The sequence below is a fragment of the Halalkalicoccus paucihalophilus genome (assembly GCF_001593955.1).
Classification (GTDB): Archaea; Halobacteriota; Halobacteria; order Halobacteriales; family Halalkalicoccaceae; genus Halalkalicoccus; species Halalkalicoccus paucihalophilus.
Map to the genome: position 1 here is coordinate 17,348 of NZ_LTAZ01000005.1, position 24,782 is coordinate 42,129.

General features: G+C 66.3%; 32 protein-coding genes. 14 read left to right on the forward strand and 18 right to left on the reverse strand.

Features of this window, described 5'->3' with window-relative positions; genetic code table 11:
* Positions 1 to 99: 99 nt before the first annotated feature.
* From HAPAU_RS09520 to HAPAU_RS09530, 3 genes are all read right to left on the reverse strand, one after another.
* Entirely contained in the window at positions 100 to 1,095 is a 996-nt protein-coding gene (locus tag HAPAU_RS09520; RefSeq protein ID WP_066382030.1) for an ornithine cyclodeaminase family protein, read from the reverse strand.
* A 40-nt stretch (positions 1,096 to 1,135) separates the two neighbouring features.
* Positions 1,136 to 1,351: a hypothetical protein gene (locus tag HAPAU_RS09525; protein WP_066382031.1), complete on the reverse strand. Its 216-nt coding sequence runs from the start codon at positions 1,349 to 1,351 to the stop codon at positions 1,136 to 1,138.
* 226 nt (positions 1,352 to 1,577) lie between these two features.
* On the reverse strand, positions 1,578 to 2,018 hold the full coding sequence (locus HAPAU_RS09530; RefSeq protein ID WP_245634069.1) for a DUF3054 domain-containing protein: 441 nt from the start codon (positions 2,016 to 2,018) through the stop codon (positions 1,578 to 1,580).
* Between the two features lie 50 nt (positions 2,019 to 2,068).
* On the opposite strand from HAPAU_RS09530, the gene HAPAU_RS09535 reads away from it, so the two are divergent.
* Together HAPAU_RS09535 and HAPAU_RS09540 are read left to right on the forward strand one after the other, a co-directional pair.
* Positions 2,069 to 2,599 (forward strand): GNAT family N-acetyltransferase, encoded by a 531-nt coding sequence (locus HAPAU_RS09535; protein ID WP_066382040.1) that lies wholly within the window; start codon positions 2,069 to 2,071, stop codon positions 2,597 to 2,599.
* Positions 2,600 to 2,634: 35 nt separating this feature from the next.
* Positions 2,635 to 3,096: an NUDIX hydrolase gene (locus tag HAPAU_RS09540; protein ID WP_066382042.1), complete on the forward strand. Its 462-nt coding sequence runs from the start codon at positions 2,635 to 2,637 to the stop codon at positions 3,094 to 3,096.
* On the opposite strand, the gene HAPAU_RS09545 is transcribed toward HAPAU_RS09540, so the two are convergent.
* Both HAPAU_RS09545 and HAPAU_RS09550 read right to left on the reverse strand, forming a co-directional pair.
* Positions 3,085 to 4,140, reverse strand: coding sequence for an asparagine synthase C-terminal domain-containing protein (locus HAPAU_RS09545; RefSeq protein WP_066382044.1), 1,056 nt, complete (start codon positions 4,138 to 4,140; stop codon positions 3,085 to 3,087). The genes HAPAU_RS09540 and HAPAU_RS09545 overlap by 12 nt on opposite strands.
* A complete protein-coding gene (locus HAPAU_RS09550) occupies positions 4,137 to 4,826 on the reverse strand; it encodes a CehA/McbA family metallohydrolase (protein WP_066382046.1) in 690 nt (229 codons plus the stop codon). Before HAPAU_RS09550 ends, HAPAU_RS09545 begins: the two co-directional genes overlap by 4 nt.
* A gap of 103 nt (positions 4,827 to 4,929) precedes the next feature.
* Between HAPAU_RS09550 and purL the strand changes: the two genes are divergently transcribed.
* A complete protein-coding gene (purL, locus tag HAPAU_RS09555) occupies positions 4,930 to 7,128 on the forward strand; it encodes a phosphoribosylformylglycinamidine synthase subunit PurL (RefSeq protein WP_066382048.1) in 2,199 nt (732 codons plus the stop codon).
* 4 nt (positions 7,129 to 7,132) lie between these two features.
* On the opposite strand, the gene dhaM is transcribed toward purL, so the two are convergent.
* From dhaM to HAPAU_RS09585, 6 genes are all read right to left on the reverse strand, one after another.
* Positions 7,133 to 7,516 (reverse strand): dihydroxyacetone kinase phosphoryl donor subunit DhaM, encoded by a 384-nt coding sequence (gene dhaM, locus HAPAU_RS09560; RefSeq protein WP_066382050.1) that lies wholly within the window; start codon positions 7,514 to 7,516, stop codon positions 7,133 to 7,135.
* On the reverse strand, positions 7,516 to 8,226 hold the full coding sequence (gene dhaL / locus HAPAU_RS09565; protein WP_066382051.1) for a dihydroxyacetone kinase subunit DhaL: 711 nt from the start codon (positions 8,224 to 8,226) through the stop codon (positions 7,516 to 7,518). Before dhaL ends, dhaM begins: the two co-directional genes overlap by 1 nt.
* Positions 8,227 to 8,325: 99 nt before the next feature.
* Positions 8,326 to 9,333, reverse strand: coding sequence for a dihydroxyacetone kinase subunit DhaK (dhaK, locus tag HAPAU_RS09570; RefSeq protein WP_066382053.1), 1,008 nt, complete (start codon positions 9,331 to 9,333; stop codon positions 8,326 to 8,328).
* Between the two features lie 36 nt (positions 9,334 to 9,369).
* Entirely contained in the window at positions 9,370 to 10,338 is a 969-nt protein-coding gene (locus HAPAU_RS09575) for an ornithine cyclodeaminase family protein (RefSeq protein WP_066382056.1), read from the reverse strand.
* A 386-nt stretch (positions 10,339 to 10,724) separates the two neighbouring features.
* Positions 10,725 to 11,870 (reverse strand): pyridoxal phosphate-dependent aminotransferase, encoded by a 1,146-nt coding sequence (locus tag HAPAU_RS09580; protein ID WP_066382058.1) that lies wholly within the window; start codon positions 11,868 to 11,870, stop codon positions 10,725 to 10,727.
* 81 nt (positions 11,871 to 11,951) lie between these two features.
* On the reverse strand, positions 11,952 to 12,440 hold the full coding sequence (locus tag HAPAU_RS09585) for an Lrp/AsnC family transcriptional regulator (protein ID WP_066382059.1): 489 nt from the start codon (positions 12,438 to 12,440) through the stop codon (positions 11,952 to 11,954).
* 101 nt (positions 12,441 to 12,541) lie between these two features.
* Here HAPAU_RS09585 and HAPAU_RS09590 point away from each other — a divergent pair, with 101 nt between their 5' ends.
* The 3 genes from HAPAU_RS09590 (at position 12,542) to HAPAU_RS09600 (ending at position 14,150) form a co-directional block, all read left to right on the forward strand.
* Positions 12,542 to 12,958: an EamA family transporter gene (locus tag HAPAU_RS09590; RefSeq protein ID WP_066382060.1), complete on the forward strand. Its 417-nt coding sequence runs from the start codon at positions 12,542 to 12,544 to the stop codon at positions 12,956 to 12,958.
* 40 nt (positions 12,959 to 12,998) lie between these two features.
* Complete coding sequence (locus tag HAPAU_RS09595) at positions 12,999 to 13,565, forward strand: thioredoxin family protein (RefSeq protein WP_066382061.1); 567 nt, start codon at positions 12,999 to 13,001, stop codon at positions 13,563 to 13,565.
* A 129-nt stretch (positions 13,566 to 13,694) separates the two neighbouring features.
* The gene (locus HAPAU_RS09600; RefSeq protein ID WP_084383691.1) at positions 13,695 to 14,150 is read left to right on the forward strand and encodes an SRPBCC family protein; all 456 of its coding nucleotides are present in this window, start codon (positions 13,695 to 13,697) and stop codon (positions 14,148 to 14,150) included.
* A 50-nt stretch (positions 14,151 to 14,200) separates the two neighbouring features.
* On the opposite strand, the gene HAPAU_RS09605 is transcribed toward HAPAU_RS09600, so the two are convergent.
* Positions 14,201 to 15,694, reverse strand: a complete 1,494-nt coding sequence (locus HAPAU_RS09605) for a uracil-xanthine permease family protein (protein ID WP_066382063.1) — start codon at positions 15,692 to 15,694, stop codon at positions 14,201 to 14,203.
* 103 nt (positions 15,695 to 15,797) lie between these two features.
* On the opposite strand from HAPAU_RS09605, the gene HAPAU_RS21640 reads away from it, so the two are divergent.
* Positions 15,798 to 15,947, forward strand: a complete 150-nt coding sequence (locus tag HAPAU_RS21640) for a DUF7557 family protein (protein WP_169802640.1) — start codon at positions 15,798 to 15,800, stop codon at positions 15,945 to 15,947.
* Here the strand turns inward: HAPAU_RS21640 and HAPAU_RS09610 are convergent.
* Entirely contained in the window at positions 15,944 to 16,390 is a 447-nt protein-coding gene (locus tag HAPAU_RS09610; RefSeq protein WP_066382065.1) for a DUF5799 family protein, read from the reverse strand. The genes HAPAU_RS21640 and HAPAU_RS09610 overlap by 4 nt on opposite strands.
* A 105-nt stretch (positions 16,391 to 16,495) precedes the next feature.
* On the opposite strand from HAPAU_RS09610, the gene HAPAU_RS09615 reads away from it, so the two are divergent.
* Entirely contained in the window at positions 16,496 to 16,936 is a 441-nt protein-coding gene (locus tag HAPAU_RS09615; protein ID WP_066382066.1) for an ester cyclase, read from the forward strand.
* A 33-nt stretch (positions 16,937 to 16,969) separates the two neighbouring features.
* On the opposite strand, the gene HAPAU_RS09620 is transcribed toward HAPAU_RS09615, so the two are convergent.
* The 3 genes from HAPAU_RS09620 to HAPAU_RS09630 all read right to left on the reverse strand — a co-directional run bounded on the left by HAPAU_RS09620 (position 16,970) and on the right by HAPAU_RS09630 (position 18,639).
* Positions 16,970 to 17,365: an OsmC family protein gene (locus tag HAPAU_RS09620; protein ID WP_066382067.1), complete on the reverse strand. Its 396-nt coding sequence runs from the start codon at positions 17,363 to 17,365 to the stop codon at positions 16,970 to 16,972.
* An 83-nt stretch (positions 17,366 to 17,448) separates the two neighbouring features.
* Positions 17,449 to 17,847 (reverse strand): OsmC family protein, encoded by a 399-nt coding sequence (locus HAPAU_RS09625; protein WP_066382069.1) that lies wholly within the window; start codon positions 17,845 to 17,847, stop codon positions 17,449 to 17,451.
* Positions 17,848 to 17,910: 63 nt separating this feature from the next.
* Positions 17,911 to 18,639: a metal-dependent hydrolase gene (locus HAPAU_RS09630; protein WP_066382070.1), complete on the reverse strand. Its 729-nt coding sequence runs from the start codon at positions 18,637 to 18,639 to the stop codon at positions 17,911 to 17,913.
* A 97-nt stretch (positions 18,640 to 18,736) separates the two neighbouring features.
* Between HAPAU_RS09630 and HAPAU_RS09635 the strand changes: the two genes are divergently transcribed.
* The 6 genes from HAPAU_RS09635 to tpiA all read left to right on the forward strand — a co-directional run bounded on the left by HAPAU_RS09635 (position 18,737) and on the right by tpiA (position 23,036).
* The gene (locus HAPAU_RS09635) at positions 18,737 to 19,465 is read left to right on the forward strand and encodes a fumarylacetoacetate hydrolase family protein (protein ID WP_066382072.1); all 729 of its coding nucleotides are present in this window, start codon (positions 18,737 to 18,739) and stop codon (positions 19,463 to 19,465) included.
* A gap of 87 nt (positions 19,466 to 19,552) precedes the next feature.
* Positions 19,553 to 20,632 carry a histidinol-phosphate transaminase gene (gene hisC / locus HAPAU_RS09640; RefSeq protein WP_066382073.1) on the forward strand — a complete coding sequence of 360 codons (1,080 nt, stop codon included), beginning with the start codon at positions 19,553 to 19,555 and terminating at the stop codon, positions 20,630 to 20,632.
* Positions 20,629 to 21,168 (forward strand): adenylate kinase family protein, encoded by a 540-nt coding sequence (locus tag HAPAU_RS09645; RefSeq protein ID WP_066382074.1) that lies wholly within the window; start codon positions 20,629 to 20,631, stop codon positions 21,166 to 21,168. Before hisC ends, HAPAU_RS09645 begins: the two co-directional genes overlap by 4 nt.
* Positions 21,165 to 21,773 (forward strand): CDP-alcohol phosphatidyltransferase family protein, encoded by a 609-nt coding sequence (locus tag HAPAU_RS09650; RefSeq protein WP_066382075.1) that lies wholly within the window; start codon positions 21,165 to 21,167, stop codon positions 21,771 to 21,773. Before HAPAU_RS09645 ends, HAPAU_RS09650 begins: the two co-directional genes overlap by 4 nt.
* Positions 21,774 to 21,815: 42 nt before the next feature.
* Positions 21,816 to 22,352 carry a multiprotein bridging factor aMBF1 gene (locus HAPAU_RS09655; protein WP_066382077.1) on the forward strand — a complete coding sequence of 179 codons (537 nt, stop codon included), beginning with the start codon at positions 21,816 to 21,818 and terminating at the stop codon, positions 22,350 to 22,352.
* Between the two features lie 39 nt (positions 22,353 to 22,391).
* On the forward strand, positions 22,392 to 23,036 hold the full coding sequence (tpiA, locus tag HAPAU_RS09660) for a triose-phosphate isomerase (RefSeq protein WP_066382078.1): 645 nt from the start codon (positions 22,392 to 22,394) through the stop codon (positions 23,034 to 23,036).
* 196 nt (positions 23,037 to 23,232) lie between these two features.
* Here tpiA and HAPAU_RS09665 read toward each other — a convergent pair whose 3' ends face one another.
* Together HAPAU_RS09665 and dinB are read right to left on the reverse strand one after the other, a co-directional pair.
* The gene (locus tag HAPAU_RS09665; protein WP_066382080.1) at positions 23,233 to 23,463 is read right to left on the reverse strand and encodes a SelT/SelW/SelH family protein; all 231 of its coding nucleotides are present in this window, start codon (positions 23,461 to 23,463) and stop codon (positions 23,233 to 23,235) included.
* Positions 23,464 to 23,496: 33 nt separating this feature from the next.
* On the reverse strand, positions 23,497 to 24,741 hold the full coding sequence (gene dinB, locus HAPAU_RS09670; protein ID WP_066382086.1) for a DNA polymerase IV: 1,245 nt from the start codon (positions 24,739 to 24,741) through the stop codon (positions 23,497 to 23,499).
* Positions 24,742 to 24,782 lie beyond the last annotated feature (41 nt).

Here is a 24,782-nt window from a genome sequence, read left to right on the forward strand (position 1 = left end):
GCATGGGAGCAAGATAGCCGTCGTCGTGGCGAGGCCGGACCCGCTATCTGACGGGGCGTCGCCACTCACGGACCGTGCGTCCGTTTCGGGATGCGCCGTTCAGCCGTCCATCGCGTCGCTGGCCGGTGCGAACTCGATTTCCGTACCGAGCCCCGCCTCACGGGCGCGCTCGTAGAGCATGTGAGCGGCCGCGACCGTCTCGATACCGGTGCCGCCGCTGTCGAAGACGGTGATCTCCTCGTCGCTCTCGCGGCCCGGAACCGCCCCGACGAGGACCTCGCCGAGTTCGCCGTGGACGTGATCCGGTCCGACGGTCCCGTCCTCGATCGCAGCCAGTAGCGAGCCGGCGTCGCGGTCGGCTCGTGCCCCGAGATCGAGGACGTACTTCGCGCGCGAGACGGTCGTCGCGTCGAGTTCGTGTTTCTCGGCGTCGTACCGCCCCATCGCGGTGACGTGGGTGCCCGGCTCCAGCAAGTCGCCGTCGAATACCGGTTCGGAAGCGTTGGTCGCCGTGATCACGATATCGGCACCCGAGACCGCGTCGGTGCTGGATTCGACCGCCTCGACGTCCAGTCCGAGGTCGTTCGCCATCTCCCGTGCGAATTCTTCCCGGTTCTCGCGGGTCGTCGAGTACACCCGAACCGAATCGAGATCACGGACGGTAGCGACCGCCCGAAGTTGTCCGCGGGCCTGCGTGCCGCTACCGATCAGCCCCAGCGTGCTCGCGTCCTCGCGGGCGAGCGCGTCGACGCCGAGCGCACCCGTCGCACCGGTCTTGAACGGGTTCAGGTACGCGCCGTCGAGGACCGCGAGCGGCTCGCCGCTCTCGGCGTCGAAGAGGGGAGTAACGAACCACGCGTCGCGCTCCACGAAGCCCGCGCCGTAGGTGTAGCCGCCCATCGCGCCCGTCTCGGGAAGGATCGCCATGTATCCCGTCAGCATACCCGGCGGATCGCCGTTGACGAGTTTGGTTCGGGGTTCGGCGGGCGCACCCTCGCCGCGCTGGCGGTAGCCCTCGCGGACGGCCGCGACGTAGTCGCTGGGGTCGGCGAGGTCAACGAGGTCGTCGCTCGTGAGAAACAGTGCGTGAGTCATACGCGGTCGTTCGACGGCCGATAAGGAAACGGTTTGCGGTCTATTCGGTCGACGGCTGGGATGGGGCCGGTGCTGTCGTCTGCTCGGGCGCTGTCGGGTCGTTAACGAACAGCGCGTGACCGATCAGCGCGATGGCGATCGATGCGGCCGCCGGGATCGCCAGTGTCAGCTGAAGACCCAGCAGGGTCAGCGTTCCGCCGATGCCGAGCAGTGCGAGTGGAATGAGCCCGAGGATCAAATCGTAATAAGACGTCATAATCTATCACAATCTATGGACTACATCCTTATAACTGTTTTGTCTATCAGTTGTATAGTCTTCCCGTAACTGTGCGATCATCCTCGAATTACTTTGCAGTCCCAACTACATACGTTATGAGTAGCCATCCGAAATAGCAGCGGTAAAACAGCCGTTTGAGACGGGATTCGGACCGGAGGACGGATCGGTCGATAGACCGTTCGATTCGAGGTATACGACGGTTCGCTTACTCGCGTGTCCGGGTGAGTGCGGTCACGAGCAGTCGCCACGGAAGCAGGGTCGCAAGCCCCGTTCCGACGGTGACGAGGACGAAGGCGGGCGGTGCACCCCCGACCAGCCACGGGGTCGCACGCAGTCCGACACCGATCAGCGCGGCGACGATCCACGCGAAACCCACGGCGAGCGCCGTTTCAACAAGCGACTCCCGGATGCGGGCGGTGTAGACACCGAGCAGCGGGGCGACCAGCAGCCAGCCGAGCAGGAAGGGTACCACCGTCTCGGCCGTATAGAGTGGGGTGGCCAGCGGGTCGGTGCCGTGGACGACCAGTCCGGCCGAGAGCTGGGCGGTGATGATCGCCAGATCGACGACGACCAACACGACCGTTACCGCCGAGCGGTCGAACCGTGTGACAGCGGCCATATCGGGGCGTTCTCCCGGCAGTGCCATGTGTCTCCCGGTTCCACATCGCTCAACACGCCCGGGGGCCAACGGGGTGTATGGAACTCGAACTGCTCGGCTGGCCGCCCGACGGGCCGAAACTCGAACTCGATTATCGTCTCTTCAGCTACGCCGGGAAGTTCGTCATGACCAACACCGGCAAGGCCGTGCTCCGCGAGGCCGGTGAGATCCGGGCCGCGGCCGCGTTCAACGAGGACCGGACCGACCCCGAAACGCTGTGGATCCGGTATATCACGACCCACACCGACCACCGGGGCGCGGGACTCGGACCTCGACTGCTGGCGTTCGTCCGAAACCGGGCGCGAAAGCGGGGATACGACACCGTACGGATCGCCGTCAACAATCCCTTCGCCTACGAGGCGTGCTATCGGGCGGGCTTTTCCTACACCGGCCGGGAGACGGGACTCGCGGAACTCGTCCTCGAAGCGCCGGCCGAACGCACGCGAGCGCGCTATCAGGAGGGTCTCGATGCCTTCCGGGAGCGCGACCTCGGCGACCCGGAGCGAGGGTTCCTTGACCGGAAACACGGTGTCCATCCGCCTGACGGATCGGACCAACGGAACGGATAGAAACCGCCAAACCGCCGCGGGATTCGAAGGGAGGTATGGAGACGACACGCCACTTCGTCGCGACCGTCTACGTCGTCAACGACGGTGCGACCCTGTTGCACGAACACGAGAAGTTGGGGCTGTGGCTCCCGCCGGGCGGCCACATCGACCGGGACGAGCTTCCCCACGAGGCCGCAACGCGGGAGGTCCACGAGGAGACGGGCCTCGACGTGGATCTCCTGCAGGAGCACGACGGGGTGAGCTCCCCGACCGTCGAGTCGCTCCCGGAACCCGCCCACCTGCTGCTCGAAGACATCAACGTTTCGGAGGTGGGCGTTGGCCACCAGCATATCGACTTCGTCTACTACGGGCGGGCCGACTCACGTGATCTCGATCCCGCCGAGGGTGAGCAATCGAGCGAGGCGTGGGAGTGGGTCACGTCCGAGGAACTGGACGCGGGACGGTTCGACTCCGATGTAACTGAGCTGAGTCGTGAGGCGATCGCCCTACTCGAGTAGCGACTCGACGTACTGCGTGACGTGGTCGTCCATCCGGCGCTTGTAGCCCGCCTGCCGGGCGAGTCGGTCGAGTTCGCGGGCGATCAGGCTGCCGTACTGAACTGCTTTCTTCTTCCTCTCGGCGACCTCTCGGGGGACGAACTCGCGGGCCGCACGTCTGAAGACCCGTTTTCGTTCGCCCTCGGTCGCCAGCATCGGCCCGTCGAGGCGGAGCGCGGCCCGCACCACCCGATCGTCGAGCAGCGGTGCGATCGGTTCGACCCCGGCGGCCCTGATCGAAAGGATGTCGCGTTCGAGTTGGTCGGGCAGCGAGGCGATCACCTCGCGGGTCGCACCCCGCACGGAATCTGCAGTGACGCGGTGATCTACTCGGACGACCTTCTCGTAGCCCCCGAACAGCTCGTCCGCGCCCTGACCGACCGCGAGTCGGCCGTAGCCGTCCTCTCTGGCTCGCTCGGCGACGAGAAACAGCGACAGCGCAATTCCCACGTCCATCGCGTTCGTACGGCCCGTCGCGCGCGCTACAACGGGTACTGCCCGCTCGATGTCGGCGTGGGTACACTCGATTTCCGTGAGTGGTCGTCCCATGGCGCTCGCGCTCTCGCGGGCCGCGGCGAGGTCGTGGCTCCCCTCGAAGCCGACGACGTACAGCGGGGCATCCGTGCCACTGGCAACGATCGCCGAGTCGACGCCGCCGGAGAAGGCGACCACTAGGTCCGTAGAATCGAGTGCGAGGCTCGCCTCCAGTGCGTCCGTGACCGCCGCGACCGCCTCGCGTTCGGTTTCGAATACCGGCGGGTCGGGCAGCGAAAAGACGCGCTCGTCGTCGACGTGTCCCGCCGGAAACGAAACCGGCTCGTCGAGGTCGGTCGGCGAGAACGCCCAACCCTCGCCCGAACGCTCGACGAACAGCGGGTAGCGTCCGAGGACGTCCCGGACGAGCCTGCCGTCGCGGAGCCGTCCGGCGAAACCGCGGGTTCCAGGGAGCGGATCCCGATCGGCGATCGCTCGCTCGGCGAGCGCGGGATCGGCCCCGTGGATCATCCGAAAAATGAGGCGACACGGCGTTTCACGCGGCGTTTGGCCCCGCCGCCGGCCTGTCGGAAGCTGATCCGCCACGGGGTGCGTTTGCCGGCGACCGAGGTTCGCCCCCCGCGGACACCCTCGAGGATCGCCTCGACGCTTCGCTCGCCACGCGTCCCGACCCGCGTGACGGCCTGTCCCACCATCTCGTTGATGTGGGCGTCGCTGCCGGCGGTCATCGGCAGACCCCGCGAGCGGGCGAACCGCTCGGCTTTGCGGTTGGCTCTACCAGTGAGGAGCCGCGAGTTGTAGATCTCGATGGCGTCCGCCCGTGCGAGTTCGTCCCGGGAGACCTCCGCACCGACGCCGTGGCGTGAGGACTGAAACGGGTGCGGGACGACGGCGATCCCGCCCGCCTCGTGGATCCGCTCGATGGTTTCCCCGTAGGCCAGACCGGGAGGGATCCGTTCGTCGACCCCGATTCCGAGGACGTGGCCGGCGCTACTGGAGATCTCGATTCCGGGGATCCCGATCAGCCCGTACTCGGGGGCGAGTTCGGCGGCTTCGAGGCTCGCGTCGATCTCGTCGTGGTCGGTGATCGCGATGGCGTCGAGGCCGACCGCGCTGGCCTGTTCGAGGAGGAGGTCCACGGGATCCCGCCCGTCGTGCGAGAGGGCGGAGTGGGCGTGGAGTTCGACCGAGAGCACACCCCGCTTTGGAGGAGGGTGTGCAAAAACGCCCCGATCCGGCGATACGCACGATCGTGGATATAGAAAGCGATTTATCGCCCTCGGCTGAACACGGAAGTGAATGAGTCTCTCCGACTCGGATCGCGAGATCATCACCACTGAACTCGGCCGCGAACCCACGCGCGCGGAGGCCGCGCTGTTCGAGAACCTCTGGAGCGAACACTGCGCGTATCGCTCCTCGCGGCCCCTCTTGGGGGCGTTCGAGAGCGAGGGCGAGCACGTCGTGATCGGGCCGGGCGACGACGCCGCGGTCGTCGCGCTTCCTGACCCCGACGGCGCGAACAGCGAGACGTACATCACGCTGGGTATCGAGAGCCACAATCACCCCTCCTACGTCGACCCCTACGACGGGGCAGCCACCGGCGTCGGCGGCATCGTCCGGGACACCCTCTCGATGGGCGCGTATCCGATCGCGCTGACGGACTCGCTGTACTTCGGCGGGTTCGACCGCGAGCATTCCCGATACCTCCTCGATGGAATCGTCGACGGGATCTCCGACTACGGCAACGCCATCGGCGTGCCGACGGTGGGGGGAAGCCTCGCTTTTCACCCCGACTACGAGGGCAACCCCCTCGTAAACGTCGCCTGCGTCGGTCTGCTCTCGCCGGATCGGCTGATCACCGCGAAAGCCCAGCGGGCGGGCAACGAGCTCGTCCTCGTCGGAAACGCGACTGGCCGCGATGGCCTCGGCGGTGCGAGTTTCGCGAGCGAGGACTTAGCGGAGGACGCCGAAACCGAGGACCGCCCCGCGGTGCAGGTCGGCGACCCCTACGCGGAGAAGCTGCTGATCGAGGCCAACGAGGTACTGGTAGAGGAAGGGCTGATCGAGTCCGCGCGCGATCTCGGTGCGGCGGGACTGGGCGGCGCGTCCTCGGAACTCGTCGCGAAGGGCGGGTTCGGTGCCGACATCGATTTGAACAGCGTACACCAGCGCGAACCGAACATGAACCCGATGGAAATCCTGCTCGGCGAGTCCCAGGAACGGATGTGCTACGAGGTGCGTCCCGAGAACGTCGAGCGAGTGCGAGAGATCGCAGAACGTTTCGATCTCGGCTGTTCGGTTATCGGGGAGGTAACCGAGGGGAACTACACCTGCACCTTCGAGAGGAGCGAGGCGCGACACGCCTCGGATGACTCGAGCGGTGAGAAAAGCGAACCGCGAGGACGTGAGACGGTCGTCGACGTCCCTCCAGAGTTCCTCGCCGACGGCGCGCCGATGAACGACCTCGACCACGTCGAACCCAAACCCGAGCCGGCGAACCGCGACCTGCCCGACGTCGGGTTGGAGGCGGCGTTCGAGTCTGTCGTTTCGAGTCCGAACACCGCGAGCAAGGAGTGGGTCTACCGGCAGTACGACCACGAGGTCGGCGTACGCACGGCCGTGAAACCCGGCGACGACGCCGCCGTGCTTGCGATCCGCGAGACGGGCACGGGACTGGCGGTCTCGGCGGGCGCGGATCCCACCTGGACCGCCGCGAACCCCTACGAGGGCGCGCGGGCGGTCGCCGTCGAGAACGCGACCAACCTCGCGGCGAAGGGGGCGAGTCCGCTTGCCGCTGTGGACTGTCTCAACGGCGCCAATCCCGAGAACCCCGAGGTCTACGGCGAGTTCAGGGGGATCGTCTCGGGGCTCGCCGACGCCTGTTCGGATCTCTCGGTCCCGGTCGTCGGCGGGAACGTCTCGCTGTACAACGATTCGGTCGCGGGCCCAATCCCGCCGACCCCGACGCTCGCGATGGTCGCCAGTCGCGAGGGATACGACGCCCCGCCGACCGGGCTCTCGGGCGAGGGCGAGATCGTACTGGTCGGCCGATCCGAGGGACCGCTGGGCGGCTCGGAACTGCTCGCACAGTCCGGTGGCACCGACCGGTTCCCGACGGTCCCCGATCGCTCGGGAGAACTGATCGAGACGCTCGCGGCGGTCGCCGACCGAGAGGAAACCCTCGCGGTCCACGACGCGAGCCACGGCGGGCTGGCCGTGACGCTCGCGGAGATGGTCTCTCGAGGGGCGGGCGCGAGCGTCACCCTCGATGGCGACCCGATCGGGACCCTGTTCAACGAGCGCGCTGGCCGGGCGCTGGTCGAGACGACCGATCCCGACGGGGTAGCCGCGGCCTTCGAGGGTATCGCTCCGACGACGCGACTGGGAAGGGCGACCGACGACGGCACGCTCACGGTCGAGACGGGCGCGGGCACCATCGACTACGAGTTCGAGGCGATTCGGGACCTCCGGGCGGTCCTCGAGCACGAACTCGACTAGCCCCTTAGGTCTTCGAGACGCCGGCGGCGTTCTCGGCGGCCTCCCGGACCGACTCCAGCGTCGCCTTCGAGCCCGCCGCGGTGGCGGCCGCGTTGAGCGCCCCCTCCAGAACGGGCGCGTCGGCGATGACCGCCTCGACGTCGCCCATCTCGATGGCGAGTTCGGCGTTCATCACCGCGCTTCCCAGATCGACGAGGACGACGACCGGGCCGGACTGGCCGGCCTCCTCGATGGCCGCCCGAATCAGGTCGGCGCTCGTGCCGACGCGGCCGTCCTCGGTGCCCCCGGCGGGGACGATGGACGCGTCCTCGCCGCCCATCTCGGCGGCGATCTCACAGATCCCCTCGGCCGCTTTCGAACTGTGGGAGACGACGACCAGTCCGACCATCACTCCGCCCCCTCGCCGGGCGTCTCCTCGGGCGACTGGTCGGCTTCGGCGTCGGTCTCGACGTCGCCCTCACAGTACTCGCTCGCGACGGCGAGCAGTTCCTCCATGATATAGAGGGTGCTCGTCGCGCCGGGATCGGGGTGGCCGACCGAGCGCCAGCCGAGATAGGAGGCCCGACCCTTGTTAGCGCGGATCGGCGTCGTAAAGCGGACCCCGCGCTCGGCGGCGTCGACCGCCTTCGAAAGCGCCGTTACTGGGGAGAGCTCGTCCTCCTCGATCGACTTCTTGTAGGTGTGGACCGCGGGAGTGAGCGCGTCGACCATGGTCTTGTCGCCGATGCGCGCCCCGCCCCTGTCTTTGACCTTCTTGAGGTACGCCTCGGCGAACGCCACCGACGAGTCGGCGGTGATACCCCCTTCCAGCTCCTGGCTCGCGGTCATAATCGACCCGCCGTAGAGCGGGCCCGACGCCCCGCCGACGGCCGAGACCAGCGTCACCCCGACGGTCTTTACGATCTCGGCCGGGTCGTCCTCGCTGTCCTCGACGGCCGCGAGCGCCTTCCCGAAGCCCCGGTCGAGGTTCGCCCCGTGGTCGGCGTCGCCGATCGCCGAGTCCAAGTCGGTGAGATGCCCTTTCTCCTCGGCGATCCGGTCCGTGACCCGTTCGACTGCCGTGAGCACCGCCTCGCGCTGTGTGTCTGTCTCCGCCATTGGCTGTGGAAGGGCGCGCCGGCGAGAAAGCGTTTGTGTCCCGCTCTCGCTCGAGACGAGGTGGACGAACACGGTGTGGACGAACGCCCGTTAGGGCCGTCAGTCGTCCCGGACGGTCAGCGCGGGCGTCTCGACCGGATGGGAGAGCAACTCCTCGAGTTCGTCGTCGAGTTCGAGGAGGGTGATCGAACAGCCGGCCATGTCTAGCGAGGTCATGTAGTCGCCGACCCACGCGTCCCACGTCTCGATGTCGCGCTCGCCAAGGATCTCTTGCAGCCGGCGATTGACGACGAACAGCTCCATCTGCGGGGTCCCGCCCATGCCGTTGACGATGGTGGCGACCCGCGCACCTGCGTCGAGTTCGAGGTCCTCGAGCACCCGCTCGGTCAGGTGCTCCGTCACCGAATCGGCGTCCATGACCTCCGTGCGCTCGATGCCGGGTTCGCCGTGGATGCCGATTCCGAGTTCGATCTCGTCCTCCGGGAGGTCGAACGTGGGTTCTCCCTTCTCGGGGGTCGTACACGAGGTCAGCGCCATCCCCATCGTTCCCACCCGGTCGACGACCTTCTGGGCGACGCGCTCGACCTCCGCGAGGTCCCCGCCCTGGGCGGCCTTCGCGCCCGCGGCCTTGTGGACGAAGATCGTCCCGCAGACGCCTCGGCGCCCCGAGGTATAGAGCGAGTCCTCGACGGCCACGTCGTCGTCGACGACGACGTATGTGACTTCCACGTCCGACTCCATCTCCGCGAGTTCGATCCCGGTCTCGAAGTTCATCACGTCGCCCTCGTAGTTCTTCACGACACAGAGGACGCCCTCGCCGGCGTCACAGGCCTGAATCATCTCACCCAGTTGGTCGGCCGTCGGGGAGGTGAACACCTCGCCCGCGGCCGCGCCGTCGAGCATCCCGTCGCCGATGTAGCCCGCGTGGGTCGGTTCGTGCCCGCTGCCGCCCCCCGAGACGATCCCCACCTTCCCCTCGACGGGTGCGTCCGCGCGGACCAGTACGTTCGTCCCGTCGAGTCGGGCGAGCGCCTCGGGGTACGCCGCGACCATTCCGTCGAGCATCTCGTCGACGACCGCACCCGGTTCGTTGATCAGTTTCTTCATGTCCACACGTACCATACACCGATTCGCGCATAAACGTTAGCGGAGCGAGGCGGTCGTTCCACGGCCGGTTTCTTCCGCCCGTTCGACCAGATGGCCGGCGGTCGCGGCGTCCAAGACGGCGGAACCGACGCTACAGAGGACCACGATCCCCGCCGGGCGCGAAAAGTCGCCCTCGAACACGTCCGAAAGGGGGACGAGGTCCTCGAGGTCGAGCCCACTGTCGCACAGATCGCCCGTGTGGATCGCCTCCTCGGGGACGTCCGCCAGCACCGCCTCGGCCCGCTCGATCGTTTCGGCGTCCAGTTCGCGCATCCCCTCGTCGTAGGCCCCGACCGCGACGACCAGCGCGTCCGATTCTAGTACATTGCCCGGAAACACTGGCTGTTCGCTCGGAGTCGCCGTCAGGACCACGTCGGAACCGGAGACGGCTCCCTCGGGGGTGGCGACGGCCTCGGCGGGGATCCCCCGGTCCGCGAGATCCGCCGCACACCGCTCTTTCGAATCGCTCGGCGAGTAGATCTTGACCAGATCGACCGCACTTCCGGCGGCGATCGCACGACTCCCCCAGCGTGCCTGCGTGCCCGCGCCGATGACGCCCACTGTGAGCGGGTCATCCACCAGATAGCGGGCGGCCAACCCGCCGATACAGCCCGTTCGGGCGCCCGTAACCCGCGTCCCGTCCATGTACGCCTGTGGTGCTCCCGTCCGGGCGTCGGTGACGGCGATCTGGGCGTTCACCGTCGCCACTCCTCGCTTCGGGTTGCCCGGATGGACGCTCGCGAGTTTCGTCGCGTAGCACTCCTCGCCGTGGACGTAGGCGGGCATCGTCAGCCCAGTGCCGAGCGGTTCGTCCGACTCCAGTCCGATACCGAGGGGGAAATGCGGGCGCTCGGGCCGTTCGACCTCGCCACGACCCTGTGCGAGAAACGCCTTCTCGATGACGGGGAGGAGTTCCTCGAGATCGAGCAGCGCGGCGACATCCGTATCCGAGAGGAGCCGAATCATGCTCGGTTCACGGACGGGGATGGAAAATACGCTATCGGTGTCGTCTTAATCCCCCTTGGTATCCCATAGACACCCTTCAGGCGGGTCGATCCCGAAGGGACCGTATCACCCTCCACTGCACCGACTGTGACTGGACCGCGAGCACGGACGACGGATGCGGTCGCGCGGAGGTCTCGCGACTGGCCATCGAACACTACTGTCGTTCCGGTCATACGATCGTCGCGGACGACCACGCCGACTCCCCACAGGGATCGGGCTACTCGCCGTGTCATGGATCGGACCGGTTCGAGCGTCTGATCGTCGAAACGTCGCCGTGAGGCGCACTCGACGCCGGATATCGGCCGGCAACAGCGTGGTCCTCCGGTACGAAACGGACCAACCGTCGGTCAGGCGAGGAACGCTTCCATCCGGTTCATCGCCTCCTTCAACTGGGGAAGGCCGCTAGCGTAGGAGATCCTGAGATGGCCCTCGCCGGCCCCGCCGAAGACCGAACCGGGAACGACCGCCACGCCCTGCTCTTCGAGGAGGCCCTCCGCGAACGTCCCGTCGTTGCCGGGCACCTCGGGGAAGACGTAGAAGGCGCCCTTGGCCTCGAAACAATCCAGTCCCATCTCCGAAAACCGAGACAGAACGAATCGGCGGCGACGGTTGAACGCCCTCACCATCTCCTCGACGTCCTCCTCACAACTCTCGAGGGCTTCGAGGGCGGCGTGCTGGGCGGTCGTCGGCGCCGACAACATAGAGTACTGGTGGATGCGGTTCATCGCCGAGATCCCCTCTGCGGGTCCGAGCGCGTAGCCCAGTCGAAGCCCGGTCATAGCGTAGGCCTTCGAAAAACCGTTGAACACGATCGTACGCTCGCGCATCCCGTCGAGGGTCGCGATCGAGGTGTGCTCGCCCTCGTAGGTCAGATCGGCGTAGATCTCGTCCGAGAGCACCCGGAGGTCGTGTTCCCGGCAGAACTCGGCGACGGGTTCGAGATGTTCCTCGCGCATCACCGCGCCCGTGGGGTTGTTCGGATAACACAGTATCAGCAGGTCGGCCTCGCTCGCGCCCGCGCGCTGGAGGGCGTCGTACGTCAGGCGGAAGTGCTCTTCCTCGCGGGTGCGCACGGGCAGGGGTTCGCCGTCCGCCAGTAGTACGCCCGGCCGGTAGGAGACATAGGAGGGATCGACCATCGCGACCCGGTCGCCGGGGTCGACCAGTGCCCGCAGCGCCACGTCGACGCCCTCGCTGACGCCCGTGGTCACCAGCACCTCCTCGCCGGGGTCGTAGTCGAGGTCGTAGCGGTCCGCACAGTGGTCCGCGATCGCCTCACGGAGTTCGCGCATGCCCCGATTCGCCGTATACGAGGTCTGTCCGCGCTCCAACGAGGCGATGGCGGCGTCGCGGGCGGCCCACGGCGCGGAGAAGTCGGGTTCGCCCACGCCCAACGAGATGACGTCCTCGCGCTCCTCCGCGAGTTCGAAGAACTTCCGGATCCCCGAGGGCGGGACCCGCCCGACGCGCTCGGAGGTCTTCACGAGGACCACCTCGTGAGGTCCTCGTTAGCAGGGAGCAGCGCCACTGCGCCCGTGTTCACGGGAACCACCTCCTCTTTCTCGACGATCGTCTCATGGCGAGACCGACAGACGGTCGTCGTCGTCGTCGCCGTTCATCTCGATGCCGCCCTCCTTGTAGGTCTCCATCACGAAGTGGGTCACCGTCTGGGTCACCTCGGGGACGGGCGCGACCTTCTCGCTGACGAACCGCGAGATCCTCCGCACCGAGCTCGCCTCGACGATCATCAAAAAGTCGTAGTTCCCGCTGACGAGGTGCAGCGAGGAGACCTCGGGGAACTTCGCGAGGCGCTCGGAGACCTCCGCGTAGCCCGTCTCGCGGTCGAGGGTCACGTTGAGTTCGACGGCGGCGCGGGCGTGGTCCTCGTCGACTTCCTCCCAGTCGACGATCGCCTGATAGCCCCGGATCGTCCCCTCTCCTTCGAGGTCGGCGATGGCCGCCTCGACCTCGCTCTCCGAGAGGCCGGTCTGGCGCGCGAGGTCCGCCGTGTCGGTGCGGGCGTTCGCACAGAGGGCCTCGAGCAGTTCGCGTTTCGGCTCCATACAGGGAGAGCCGACCGCGGGGGAATAAGGCTTCCCTCTAGCCGGATATTCGCCCCTGCCAGGATCGCAACGCATACCGAACCGGCACGGATAGCTCCCGTATGAACTACCTGCTGTGGGCGCTCGTAGCCCTGCTCGCCTACACGTTCGTCGCCCCGTTAATGAGCATCGCGACGACGGAGGTGCCGAGTGACGTCGCGGTCATCGTCTCGAATTCCATGCTCGTGGTCGCCGCCGGTGCGGTGGTCGCCTTCTCGAACGAACCCGTCAGGGAGTACCTCACACATCCGGACGCTCCTTACATGTACGCCGCGGGGATCTGTCTGGCCGTGGGAATCCTCGCCTATTATCGGGCGCTCTCGATGGGGCCGGTCAGCGTCGTCGTCCCGGTCTTCGGGATGTTCATCGTCACGAGTTCGCTCGTCGGGTTCGTCACGCTCGACGAACCGATCACCGCGCGGAAAGTCGCCGGGATCGGCTTCGCCGTTCTGGCGGTCTATTTCACCGCCGTCGAGTGAGCGAGTGAACGCTTTTGTCCCCGTCGGCCCCAGAGACGGTATGGCACTTCAAGCGTCCGACAGCGACCTCGAACGCGGCGACCCGGCCCCCGCGTTCGAGCTTCCCGGAACCGACGGCGAGACGTACTCGGTAGACGACTTCGCGGACCGCGACGCCCTCCTCGTGGTCTTCACCTGCAACCACTGTCCGTACGCGAAGGCGAAGATAGAGCCGCTGAACGACATCGCGGCCGAGTACGACGACGTGGCGGTCGTCGGCATCAACCCCAACGACGCCGAGACGTATCCCGAGGACTCCTTCGAGCGAATGACGGAACTCGTCGAGGCGGGCACCGTCGCCTACGACGCCTACCTGCGCGACGAATCCCAGGAGGTCGCGCGCTCCTACGGCGCGGTCTGCACGCCGGATCCGTTCCTGTTTCGAGCGGAGGAAGGGGAGTTCCGACTGGCCTACCACGGCCGGGTGGACGACGCCCACGACCCCGACGCGGAGCCGACCGAACACGACCTTCGGGAGGCCATCGAATCAGTGCTGGGAGGCGAGGCGGTCACCGTCGAGGAGCGCCCATCGAGGGGCTGTTCGATCAAGTGGCGAGAAGCGGCCTGAAGCGCAACGGGGGTCTGGATCCGGTCGCCCGGGACAGCAGCGTTTATGCTCTCAGCGCGCCATATAGTTCGTCGGATCACCGGATTCGAACGCGACGAGCGTGGGATCGGTCATCCACGGAGAACAGTAATGGTCAGAATCGAGAGAGACGTCTGGATCGACGCAGAGCACAAAGCGGTCTTCGAGTACATGGCATCACCGGAGAACCACCTGAACGTGATGCCGAGCCTCCACAGGATCGAGAACGTCGAGGAGCTACCGAGCGGCGGCCACCGAGGGGAGTTCCGGTTCAAAATGGTCGGCATCCCGATCGAGGGACGCTTCGAGGACATCGAGTTCGTCCCGAACGAACGGCGCGTCTACGAGATGAGCGGCGACGTCGAGGGGAGCATGCACTACACCTTCGAGCCGGCGGACGGCGGAACGCACTTTACCTGCGTGATGGACGTGGCGTTTCCGTCGAGAGTGCTCGATAGGGTTCTCAGACCCGTCGTGAGGAAGTACAACGAACGCGAGGTCGAAACGATGCTCGCGAACCTCAAGACGCTCATGGAAACGGAACGGAAGACGCCCCAACCGGCGTGAGGGCGTCGTTTTTCACCGAGTAACGCCGACGGCACGCGGATCGCGTCGGTTCAATCCGCCGTCTGTCGGAAGCGCTCCCACGCGCTCCGGAACTCGCTTTCGTCCTCGGTGCGCTCGTCCCACTCTTCGAGCCCGCGCTCCCGCCGGGTGCCGGGGATCGTGTTGTCCAACACGAGCGCCACCAGCCCGCCGACGGCCATCCCGGTGCCGCCGATGACGAAGACGGTGTCGGCCACGAGCGGCGACCCGAGAACGGGAGCGACCCCGGCGGCGAGTTCGCGGAAGGCCGCCGCGCTCTCGAAGTTCGCCATGTACTGGGGGATCGCGAGGCCGACGAACAGCGAGAAGCCGACGATGAAGACGTTTCGTTGAGAATCGAGGTCGACGTGTTTCAACGTCGAGATCCCCACCGCGACGATCTGACCGAACATCGCGAGGAAGAGGCCGCCGACGATCGGGTCGGGGATGGTCGCGACGAGTTGGCCGAAATACCCCACGAACCCGACCACGAGCATGATCGCCGCCCCGACCTGCACGACGTAGCGGGAAGCCACTCCGGTCAGACCGATCGCGCCGATGTTCTCCGAATAGGAGGTCGAGCCGCCGGTGCCCATGATCCCCGAAAAGACGTTCATGAGCCCCTCCATACCGATCCCGTGGTTGATGCGCTTCTCGCTGGGTGCGCCCGCACCGGTGAGTCGGGCAACGGCCTGATAGTCCCCGAAGCTCTCGATTACCGAGGCGAGCACCCCGGCGATCATGCCGACCACGAGGGCGAACTCGAAGCGGGGCACGCCCCACTGGAAGGGGTAGATCGGCATCAGGGCAGGGGCCGAAGCGACCTGTCCGAGTGCGACGTAGCCCGGCGAGTCGGGCGTGTAAAACCCCGCCATCGAGAGGACGGCGGCGAACACCCACGCGATGGCGATTCCGAGGATAACCGGAAAGAGTTGAAACGCGCGGGCCCGGGTCTTGAGGTACTGTGAAAAGAGGACGATCAGCCCCACTGTGAGCCCCAACAGGAGCCAGTCCTGATTCGCGGCGGTGATCTGTGGGGCGTCGAACAGCGCCAGCCCGATCAGCGCAATGGTGGGGGCGATCACCACGGGGGAAAGGAACCTGCGAAGGCGGCCGATGAGTCCGAGATAGCCGATGGCGATCTGGACGAACGCCGCGACGATGATCGCCCCCTGCAGGTAGCGCAGGTCGGTCTGCCAGCTCGGTTCGCCCGGGATGGTTCCGACGACGGCGATGATCGCCAGCGCGGGTGCGAGCATGGAGAAGGGTGCGCCCTGGACGATGGGATAACGGTTTCCCAGCGTGGTCTGGGCGAGCGTCGCGACCCCGCTGACGACGAAAAAGGTGCCGACGAACCGGGCGGTGACCCCGGCGGGCATCCCCATCGCTCCCGCGAGGATGAGCGGCACAGCGATGTTCGCCCCGACCATCGTGAGGTAGTGCTGAAACCCCAAAAGGATCGATTCGAAAAGCGGTGGTCTGTCCTCGATACCGTACTCGACGAAGCTGGCCCGGTCCTCTCCCATTGTCCAAACTGCCTGTTTTTCGCGGTCGGGGGGTCAAATGCCTGCTGGTTCGGTCCGGGGCGCGTCGCCAACACTTACAACGACGGACGGCGAAGACGCGAGTATGCCACAGATCGACCTCGAGGACGAAACCGTAGACCGACTCGACATGCTCCGCGAGGAGGACGAATCCTACGACGAACTCGTCAACGAGCTCATCAACATCTACGAGGCGGGCGAGATGAGCCTGCACCACGCCGGCGACGAGTTCTAGCTGGCCGCCTCACAGGTCGACGCCCACTTGCCCTGTTCTTCGAGGCGCTGTTGTAACCGGTCGGCATACTCGGCGACGAGCGCTTCGGCCGCCTGCCGGTCCTCGTCGTTCGCGCCGCCACCGCCGAGGCCGAGCGCACCCTTGATGGAATCGAGAACGCCTCCCGAGGAGCCGCCGCCAGACGCTCCGCCCGCGCCGCCCGCGGCCTGCACCTGTGCGTCGATCCGCTCGAGTTCGGGCATGATCTGGGGGAGTTTCTCGGTGTTGGCGACCAGTTGTGCGCGCTCGGGATCGGCCGGATCACGGATCTCGAACTCGGTCGCGGTCATGATCAGGCCCCACTGCTGGCTCGAAAAACGGGATCGGTTGACCCGCTCGGTGAACTCCCGGTCGACGGCCATCCGGTCGCCGACGATCCGGTCGATCCACGGTTGTTCGCTCATGGCAGTCGATTCGGAGAGCGGGAGTATCAGGGTTTCCCACCCGCGGGCCGCGACAGCGTTATCGCCTCGAAAGTGCTAGATAACAACACCCAAGGAGTGGTCACGATGGTACAGCAACTCAACGTGGAAGAACAGAACAAAGGACTCGTTCGGCGCTTCGTTCGGGAGGTCGTCAACGGGGGCGACTACGACGTGGTCGACGAACTCTTCGCGACGGAGTACGTGCGACACGATCCCAGCCTCCCCGAGGAGAAACGCGGCCCCGAGGGGTTCAAAGAGACCGTCGAGATGTGGCGGACGGCCTTCCCCGACGTCGAGATGACGATCGACGCGATAGTCGCGGAGGGGGATCTGGTCGCCTTCCGCGCGACCGAAACCGGTACCCACGAGGGGACGTTCATGGGGATCGAACCCACCGGAAAGCGCGTCGAACTGACCGGAAACGTCATGCACCGACTCGAGGACGGGAAACTCGTCGAGACGTGGGCGTCGTTCGACATGCTCGGGCTGATGGAGCAGCTCGGCGCGATCGAAATGGCCCGCTGATCGACAACCCGTTTTTCAAGAGACGACGACCCGCTAGAACGCGCCGCCCTCGATGCTGGTGTCGGCGTGAAGCTCCTCTTTGAGCGCGTCGTGGACCTTACAGAGTTCGTTCGCCCGGTCGACGACCTGCTGGCCCGTCTCGTCGTCGAGGTCGGCCTCCACCGCGATCTCGAAGCTAACCGCGGTGAGCTTCCCGTCATCGTTCACCTCGCCGGTGACGGTGTTCTCGATCCTCCCGAGGTCGTCGGCCCCCCGTTGTTGGCCGCCGACGCGCAGCGCCGGGACGTAACACGCGGCGTAGTCCGCGAGCAGCGTCTCGACCGTATCCGGCGTCTCCTCGCCCTCGGCGTCGATCGTGAGTTCGAAATCGCGGACCGAGTTGACCGAGCTAAACCCCTCCTCGCTGGTACTGATTACCTCTTTTGCCATTGCGTTCCGGTAGACGCCCGGCTGTGGCGTAAGTGTTCCTCCCGAAAAACCGACCTCGCCTGCCTGACCCCCGGAGCTCCAACTCAGAACGCGTCGGTTTCGACGCTGATATCGGCTTCGAGTTCCTCGCGCAGCGCCGCGTGGACGTGGCAGATCCCCTCCGCGCGCTCCGTGATCTCCTCGGCCTCGTCGTCCGACAGGTCCTTCTCGACGTAGATGTCGAAGCGGATCGCGCTGACGTCGTCCTCGTCGTTCAGATCGGCTTCGGCGTCGATCTGGAGCTTTCCGAGGTCGTCGTGATCGCGCTGCTGGCCGCCGACGCGGAACGCCGGCAGGAAACACGACGCGTAATCGGCGACGAGGACGTCGTTGGGGTTAGGCCCCTCCTCGTCGGTGGCGTCGATGGTGAGCGAGAAGTCGCCGACCTGGTTGTTGGTCACGAAGCCCTGTTCGCTGACGCTGGTGGTCTCGATGTCCGACATGGCACTCGGATTTCTCACGGACGCTCCTAAAGAATGACGAAACTGCGGTCGAAGCGAGCGGTCCTACTCGTTCAGGTCGAACGTCTCGTCGCCCTCCAGAACGTGGGCCTCGGCGTCGCTACCAGTCGCTTTGATCTCGTTTACGAACTCGTCGGTGTCGATCTCGATGGGCGGAAACGTGTCGTAGTGCATCGGGAAGGCGTGATCGACGTTGAGCCAGTCGGCGGCGATTGCGGCCTGCCACGGCCCCATCGTGAAGTGATCGCCGGTGGGGAGCGCGGCGGCGTCGGGTTCGAGATACGGGCCGATGACCTCGCGCATCTCGGTCATCAGACCGGTGTCGCCGGCGTGATAGAAACTCGTGCTCTCCTCGTCTTCGACCTGCGTAGGCTTGGTGTCGCTGATCACGTAGCCTGCGGGCATCCCTACCGAGTACTCGTAGTCGGTGTCGACGCCGTTGGTGTGGTCCGCGCGGTGCATCGTCACGTAGGCGTCGCCACACTCGACGGTGCCCCCGATGTTCATTCCCATCCCGCCGACGGCGTCCTCGAAACCGAGTTCGTCCTTCGCGTACGCGACGAGTTCGGGGTTCGCCACGAGCGTCGTCTCCGAGAACTCGCCGGCGTCGCCGATGTGGTCGGCGTGGCCGTGGGTCAACAGGACGTAGTCAGGCGTTTCGATATCGGTGGGTTCCAGATCGGTCTTCGGATTGTCGAAGAAGGGATCGATTAGCAGGTCGGTATCCCCTACAGAAACGTACCACGTCGAGTGTCCGTGCCAGGTGAGTTCCATACGGGAGACACAACGGCCGACTGGTTCATAAAAGGTGTCGACGCGGCAGTCCTGCCGCCGAACGAACGCTTTTGGGCGCGCGCTCTGAGGCCCACGTATGCACCGCGTTCGATTCCGCGACCCCGCCGGCTCGGTCCGACAGGGCAACTGGGACGACGAGGAGATCACCTTCGCAAACGACAGCTACGACCCCGAGGAAGTCGATATCCTCCCGCCGTGTGAGCCCACGAAGATCGTCTGTATCGGCCGAAACTACGCCGCCCACGCCGAGGAGCGAAACGAGGATCTGCCAGATCGACCCCTCCTCTTTTTGAAACCACCGAACGCCGTCGCGGGTCACGGCGACACTGTGACCCTGCCCGCCGAGCGGTATATCGAACACGAGTCCGAACTCGCGGTCGTCATCGGCGAGCAGTGTCGCCACGTCGAGGAGAGCGAGGCCGAGGACGTCGTCGCGGGCTACACCTGCTTCGACGACCTGTCGAACCGGGACGACCAGGACGAAGAGCAGAACTGGGTCCGCGGGAAGGCCTTCGATAACGCCGCACCGATGGGGCCCGTGCTGGCGACCCCCGATGAGGTGCCCGACGACGCCCGGATCCAGTTGCGTGTCGACGGCGAGACCCGACAGGACTCGACCCTCGAACACCTCATCTTCTCGATCCCCGAGCTGATCGCCGAGATCACCCAGTACATGACTCTCGAACCGGGGGACGTGATCGCGACGGGCACTCCCGAGGGCGTCGGCCCGCTCGAGGACGGTAACACGGTAGAAATCGAGATCGAGGGGATCGGGACGCTCGAACACGACGTGCGCCAGCCGTAGCGTTCCGAACGCCCGCTCCGTCGCCCTCGCTTCGACGGACGAACGCGTGTAACCACGCTTAATATCGACGCCCGATTTTGAGCGACCATGCACCCACGGGATCTCTCCTCGAACACCGCCTACGAGGCCGGGCGGGGGACGGAGGAGGTCGCCCGCGAGTTGGGGCTCGATCCCGACTCGCTCGTGAAACTCGCCTCCAACGAGAACCCCCTCGGACCGTCTCCGGCCGCAGTCGAGGCCATCCGCGCACACGCCGACCGGGTCCACACCTACCCGAAGGCCTCTCACGCCGACCTCATCGCCGAACTCGCCGCCCTCTGGGAGCTCTCTCCGAACCAAGTCTGGCTCGCAAACGGCGGCGACGGCGCGCTCGATTACCTCGCGCGGGCGACCATCGATCCGGGCGACCGCGTTCTGGTTCCCGAGCCGGGGTTCGCCTACTACGGGATGAGCGCCCGGTTCCACCACGGCGAAGTGACGACGTATCCCGTCTCGAAGGCCGAGGACTTCGAGCAGCGCGCCGAAAAGATCCTCGCCGACTACGACGGCGAGCGGATCGTCTACCTCACCAGCCCGCACAACCCCACCGGCTCCGAGATCGCCCTCTCGGAGGTCGAAGAACTGGCTGACCGAACCGAGGAGGGCACCCTGATCGTGGTCGACGAGGCCTACGGGGAGTTCTCCGATCGGCCGAGCGCCGTCTCGCTGGTCGAAGCCCGCGACGACGTGGCCGTCCTGCGGACCTTCTCGAAGGTCTACGGGCTGGCGGGCCTCCGACTGGGCTACGCGCTGGTGCCCGAGTCGTGGGCCGAGGCCTACACGCGGGTCAACACCCCCTTCGCCGCCAGCGAGATCGCCTGCCGGGCCGGACTGGCCGCCCTCGACGATACCGAGCACGTCGAACGCTCGATCGAGGTCGCCCGCGACGCCCGCGAGCGGATATACGAACGCCTCGATGCCCCGACGTGGGAGAGCGCGGGCAACTTCGTGCTCGCCGAAGTCGGCGACGCGAGCGCGGTCGCGAACCGCCTCCAAGAGCGGGGAGTCATAGTCCGGGACTGTACGAGTTTCGGCCTTCCCGAGTGTATCCGAATTTCCTGCGGGACCGAAGCGGAGACCCGACGGGCGATCACCGAGTGCAACGAGGTCCTCCGGGGGGCGACATGAGAGTCGCCGTCACCGGCACCCCCGGAACCGGAAAGACGAGCGCGACCGATCGCCTCGACGAGTCGGTGCTCCACCTCAACGACGCCGTCGAACGCGAGGGGCTGTATACCGAACGTGACGAGGCCCGCGACAGCCTCGTGGTCGATATGGATGCCCTCCGCGAGTTCGTCGGCGACCGGGAGGGAGTCGTCGAATCGCACCTCGCCCACCACCTGCCCGCCGACCGGGTCGTCGTCTTGCGATGTGGGCCCGAGGAACTCGAACGCCGCCTCCGCGAGCGCGAGGAGGGCGAGGCGAAAGCCGAGGAGAACACTGGATCGACGAAGTCGCCCCAAGCCCTCGCTCGCTACGCCCGCGAGAACGCCGAAAGCGAGGCACTCGACCTGATCCTCTCGGAGGCAGTCGCCGAACACGGAGTGGAGAACGTCTACGAGATCGACACCACCGAGCGTTCGCTCGCCGAGGTCGCCCGCGAGATCGAACGCGTGATCGCAGGTGAACGTGGGCCGAGCGCCGGGGAGGTGACGTTCTCGTGACTCTCGATAAGTATCGCCCGCTCGCGGATCGCGCCCTCGAACCGTTCGTCGAGGGTGCCGATAGGGTGGGGCTATCGCCCAACGGCGTGAGCGTCCTCGCGTTCGCGCTCGCGGGCGTCGCGGCCGGGGCCTTCTACCTCGGCGGGACAAGTCCAGGGTGGTATCTCGTCGGCGCGCTGCTCGTCCTGCTGAACGGTGCGCTCGACTTACTGGATGGGGCGCTCGCGCGCCGCCAGAACGTCGCCTCGACGGCGGGCGACCTGCTCGATCACGTCCTCGACAGGTACGCCGACATCCTGATCATCGCCGGACTCGCGGCCGGGATCGGCGAGTACGCGCTAGGTTTCGTCGCCGTTACTGGGGTTCTCATGACCTCGTATCTCGGAACGCAGGCACAGGCCGTCGGCCTCGACCGGGTCTACGGGGGGATGTTGGGCCGTGCGGACCGCCTCGTTCTCGTGGGCGTCGTCGCGATCCTGACCGGGATAGTTCCGGTGACGATCGGCTGGTTCACGCTCGTGGGCTGGCTCCTCGTGCTGTTCGCGGTCGTGGGTCACATCACCGCCCTCCAACGCTTTTACTACTCGATGGGTGCCCTTGGGTGAGCGTGGCGCACCATTTATACACTCCCGCACGCAAGGGCGGGTATGGTTCAGTGTGAGATGTGTGGCACCGAGACGTCCACACCCAAGACGGTCAAGATCGAGGGCGCTGAACTCGATGTCTGTGATTCCTGTGCGGAGTTCGGGACCGAGGTCCGAACCGAGGAGTCCTCCCAGACCTCGACGAAGTACTCGACCTCCTCGTCGTCGGATACCTCGGAGTCGGACAGCAGCGGCTCGGGCTCCGCGGGCGGGTCGGGCGGCGGAAGCCGACGCCGCCGCGACATGTTCGACGAGATGGACGAGGTCGCCGCCGACTACGACCAGCGGATCCGCGAGGCTCGCGAATCGGCCGGTCTGAGCCAGGAGGACCTCGCGGGCGAGCTCAACGAGAAGGCGAGTCTGATCCGCAAACTCGAACGCGGCGACATGCTCCCGAGCGACTCGGTCCAGAAGAAGCTCGAACGCAAACTCGAGATCTCGCTGTCGGAGGGTATCAGCGACGACGACACCGAGTGGGAGGGTGGCTCCTCGACGGGAAGTTACACGCTTGGGGACGTCGTCACCCGCAAGGACTCCTGATCGGGAAGACTCTTTAGCCGCCCCGCCCGAGGGCGAGCCATGTTCGTTCTGGTCAACTGTAAGGCCTACCCGAGTGACCCCGTCGAGATCGCCGAGGCTGCCCACGAAGTCAGCGAGGACTCGGGGACGCGGATCGCCGTCGCGCCCCAGACCGCCCGACTGGAATCGGTCGCCGAAACCGGCGTCGAGACGTGGGCCCAGCACACCGACGGCAACGAGACGGGCAGTCACACCGGCAGCGCGCTCGCCGAAGCGCTCGCGGCGGCGGGCGCGACCGGCACCATGATCAACCACTCGGAGAAGCGCCTGAAGCTCGCCGATATCGACGCCGGCCTCGAAGCCGCCGAGCGCGCCGACCTCGAAACGGTTGTCTGTGCCAACAACCCCGAACAGGTGAAAGCCGTCGCGGCGCTCGGACCGGATAGCGTGGCCGTCGAGCCGCCGGAGCTGATCGGCTCCGGTACTCCTGTGAGTCAGGCCGACCCCGACATCGTCACCGATGCGGTCGCGGCCGCCGAGGCCGTTGACGATTCGGTGGACGTGCTCTGTGGGGCGGGTATCAGCACGGGCGAGGACCTGACTGCTGCCGAGGAGCTGGGTGCCGAAGGCGTGTTGCTCGCAAGCGGCGTCGCGAAGGCCGACGACCCGCGTGCGGCACTGGAGGACTTGGTCGAACCGCTGTAGAACGAAAATTCTCGAATCTATTGCTGGGCGGTGGCCGGCGCGGAGGCGAGCGCCCGACGTGCCGCTCGCCTCCGCGGGACGGGGAAGGGCAGGCGTTCCCGGAAGCGGCACGCGGTCGCATGCCGCGACTCGGCGGAGCCTGGTCGGACATGAAAAGGGCGAGACGGACCTTGGCAGGTCCGTCGAGGGCTTTCGTTTAGAGCCGTGCGCGCACGTCCCGCGTGATCTGGTCCACGTCATACTCGTCCTCGCTCTTCTCGAAGATCACGTCGCCGTCGATCCGGACCTCGAAGATGCCGTGATCACCGGTAATAAGTGAGAGTTCGTCGATCTCTTCGCCGAAATTGGTGAGCAGGGCGTGCTGGACGGCCTCGGCGCGCTCTAAGAACCCGCACGGAACGCAGTATTCGATCTCGACAGTGGTCATAAACGCTAGAAGGAACGCCCGATGGATAAACCCTCACTCGAACTCCGAAAGCGAGGCCTGCCCCGAGGGTTCGGCAGACTCCGTGGTGTCCCCGGCGGGCGATAAAACCGTCGAATCGCCCGTCTCTCCGTTCGCCCCCGCCCACCCGTCGAGACTCGACTGGGGCGCCGAACCGAACTCCAAGTTCGAGACGCGCACGCCGACCTTCCTAACTCGCTCTCCCTCGAACTCCTCTAAGAGGTCCCGGACGACCCGATCGACGAGTGCGGGGTCGTCGACGGGGCCGGGAAGCGAGCGGGCGCGGGTGTTCACGTCGAAGGGGGGCGTGACGAGCTTGATCCCGATGGTGCGATAGAGGGCGTCCTTCCGGGTTGCGCGTTCGGCGACCGCCTCCGCGAGCGTCAACACGCGCTCTTGAACCTCCTCGTAGTCGGCCGTGACCTCGGTGAACGCCGATTCGCGCGAGAGGCTTTTCGGGCGTCCCTTCGGCCTCACCTCCCGGTCGTCCTCGCCGCGGGCCCGATCGTAGAGGTCCGCGCCGCGCTCGCCGAACTCCGAGATCAGTGTGTAGCGCTCGGCACTCGCGAGGTCGCCCGCCGTCTCGATCCCACGTTCGCGGAGGGTGCGAGCCGTGACGGGACCAACTCCGTGCAGGTCCTCGACGGGGACGGGCGCGAGGAAGTCTCGGACCTCGTCGGGGCGAACCACGACCAGTCCGTCGGGTTTCTCGGCGTCGCTCGCGATCTTCGCGGTGCTCATGTTCGGCGCGACCCCGACGCTTGCGACCACGCCTACCGCTTCGAGGATCCGCTCTTTGATCCCGCGGGCGAAGGCCTCGACCTCGTCCCACGTCGTGCGCTCCGTGAGGTCGAGGTACGCCTCGTCGATGCTCACCTCGCGGACGACTGCCGCGTTAGTGTGCAGGATCTCCCTGACGTCCTCGCTTACGGACTCGTAAAACGGGATATCGACCGGTCGGTAGAACCCCGAACGCTCGATGTCGAGGTCTGGGTCGATCGCGGCCTCCCGTTTTCGAGGCAATCGCTCGAGTGCCTCGGAGATCGCCTGTGCGCTCTCGACGCCGAAAGCGCGGGCCTCGTAGCTCGCGGTCGCGACCGCGCCGTTCGTGGTACCCGGCTCGTATCCCATGCCGACGACGAGCGGTTCGTCTTCGAGGGCGGGCTCACGAAGGCGCTCACAGGACGCGTAGAAGCAGTCCATATCGGCGTGGGCGACGATCCGCTCTCTGGTTCCGATCCCCGGAAGCCGCGCTCCCATTGGCCGATATGGGTGGTGATCAGTGTTAAGCGCCGCGGCTC

Coding starts and splice junctions, on each gene's coding strand:
- HAPAU_RS09520 (WP_066382030.1), bottom strand. CDS start 1,095: ATGACTCACGCACTGTTTCTCACGAGCGACGACCTCGTTGACCTCGCC.
- HAPAU_RS09525 (WP_066382031.1), bottom strand. CDS start 1,351: ATGACGTCTTATTACGATTTGATCCTCGGGCTCATTCCACTCGCACTG.
- HAPAU_RS09530 (WP_245634069.1), bottom strand. CDS start 2,018: ATGGCACTGCCGGGAGAACGCCCCGATATGGCCGCTGTCACACGGTTC.
- HAPAU_RS09535 (WP_066382040.1), top strand. CDS start 2,069: ATGGAACTCGAACTGCTCGGCTGGCCGCCCGACGGGCCGAAACTCGAA.
- HAPAU_RS09540 (WP_066382042.1), top strand. CDS start 2,635: ATGGAGACGACACGCCACTTCGTCGCGACCGTCTACGTCGTCAACGAC.
- HAPAU_RS09545 (WP_066382044.1), bottom strand. CDS start 4,140: ATGATCCACGGGGCCGATCCCGCGCTCGCCGAGCGAGCGATCGCCGAT.
- purL (WP_066382048.1), top strand. CDS start 4,930: ATGAGTCTCTCCGACTCGGATCGCGAGATCATCACCACTGAACTCGGC.
- dhaM (WP_066382050.1), bottom strand. CDS start 7,516: ATGGTCGGACTGGTCGTCGTCTCCCACAGTTCGAAAGCGGCCGAGGGG.
- dhaL (WP_066382051.1), bottom strand. CDS start 8,226: ATGGCGGAGACAGACACACAGCGCGAGGCGGTGCTCACGGCAGTCGAA.
- dhaK (WP_066382053.1), bottom strand. CDS start 9,333: ATGAAGAAACTGATCAACGAACCGGGTGCGGTCGTCGACGAGATGCTC.
- HAPAU_RS09575 (WP_066382056.1), bottom strand. CDS start 10,338: ATGATTCGGCTCCTCTCGGATACGGATGTCGCCGCGCTGCTCGATCTC.
- HAPAU_RS09585 (WP_066382059.1), bottom strand. CDS start 12,440: ATGGAGCCGAAACGCGAACTGCTCGAGGCCCTCTGTGCGAACGCCCGC.
- HAPAU_RS09590 (WP_066382060.1), top strand. CDS start 12,542: ATGAACTACCTGCTGTGGGCGCTCGTAGCCCTGCTCGCCTACACGTTC.
- HAPAU_RS09595 (WP_066382061.1), top strand. CDS start 12,999: ATGGCACTTCAAGCGTCCGACAGCGACCTCGAACGCGGCGACCCGGCC.
- HAPAU_RS09600 (WP_084383691.1), top strand. CDS start 13,695: ATGGTCAGAATCGAGAGAGACGTCTGGATCGACGCAGAGCACAAAGCG.
- HAPAU_RS09605 (WP_066382063.1), bottom strand. CDS start 15,694: ATGGGAGAGGACCGGGCCAGCTTCGTCGAGTACGGTATCGAGGACAGA.
- HAPAU_RS21640 (WP_169802640.1), top strand. CDS start 15,798: ATGCCACAGATCGACCTCGAGGACGAAACCGTAGACCGACTCGACATG.
- HAPAU_RS09610 (WP_066382065.1), bottom strand. CDS start 16,390: ATGAGCGAACAACCGTGGATCGACCGGATCGTCGGCGACCGGATGGCC.
- HAPAU_RS09615 (WP_066382066.1), top strand. CDS start 16,496: ATGGTACAGCAACTCAACGTGGAAGAACAGAACAAAGGACTCGTTCGG.
- HAPAU_RS09620 (WP_066382067.1), bottom strand. CDS start 17,365: ATGGCAAAAGAGGTAATCAGTACCAGCGAGGAGGGGTTTAGCTCGGTC.
- HAPAU_RS09625 (WP_066382069.1), bottom strand. CDS start 17,847: ATGTCGGACATCGAGACCACCAGCGTCAGCGAACAGGGCTTCGTGACC.
- HAPAU_RS09630 (WP_066382070.1), bottom strand. CDS start 18,639: ATGGAACTCACCTGGCACGGACACTCGACGTGGTACGTTTCTGTAGGG.
- HAPAU_RS09635 (WP_066382072.1), top strand. CDS start 18,737: ATGCACCGCGTTCGATTCCGCGACCCCGCCGGCTCGGTCCGACAGGGC.
- hisC (WP_066382073.1), top strand. CDS start 19,553: ATGCACCCACGGGATCTCTCCTCGAACACCGCCTACGAGGCCGGGCGG.
- HAPAU_RS09645 (WP_066382074.1), top strand. CDS start 20,629: ATGAGAGTCGCCGTCACCGGCACCCCCGGAACCGGAAAGACGAGCGCG.
- HAPAU_RS09655 (WP_066382077.1), top strand. CDS start 21,816: ATGGTTCAGTGTGAGATGTGTGGCACCGAGACGTCCACACCCAAGACG.
- tpiA (WP_066382078.1), top strand. CDS start 22,392: ATGTTCGTTCTGGTCAACTGTAAGGCCTACCCGAGTGACCCCGTCGAG.
- HAPAU_RS09665 (WP_066382080.1), bottom strand. CDS start 23,463: ATGACCACTGTCGAGATCGAATACTGCGTTCCGTGCGGGTTCTTAGAG.
- dinB (WP_066382086.1), bottom strand. CDS start 24,741: ATGGGAGCGCGGCTTCCGGGGATCGGAACCAGAGAGCGGATCGTCGCC.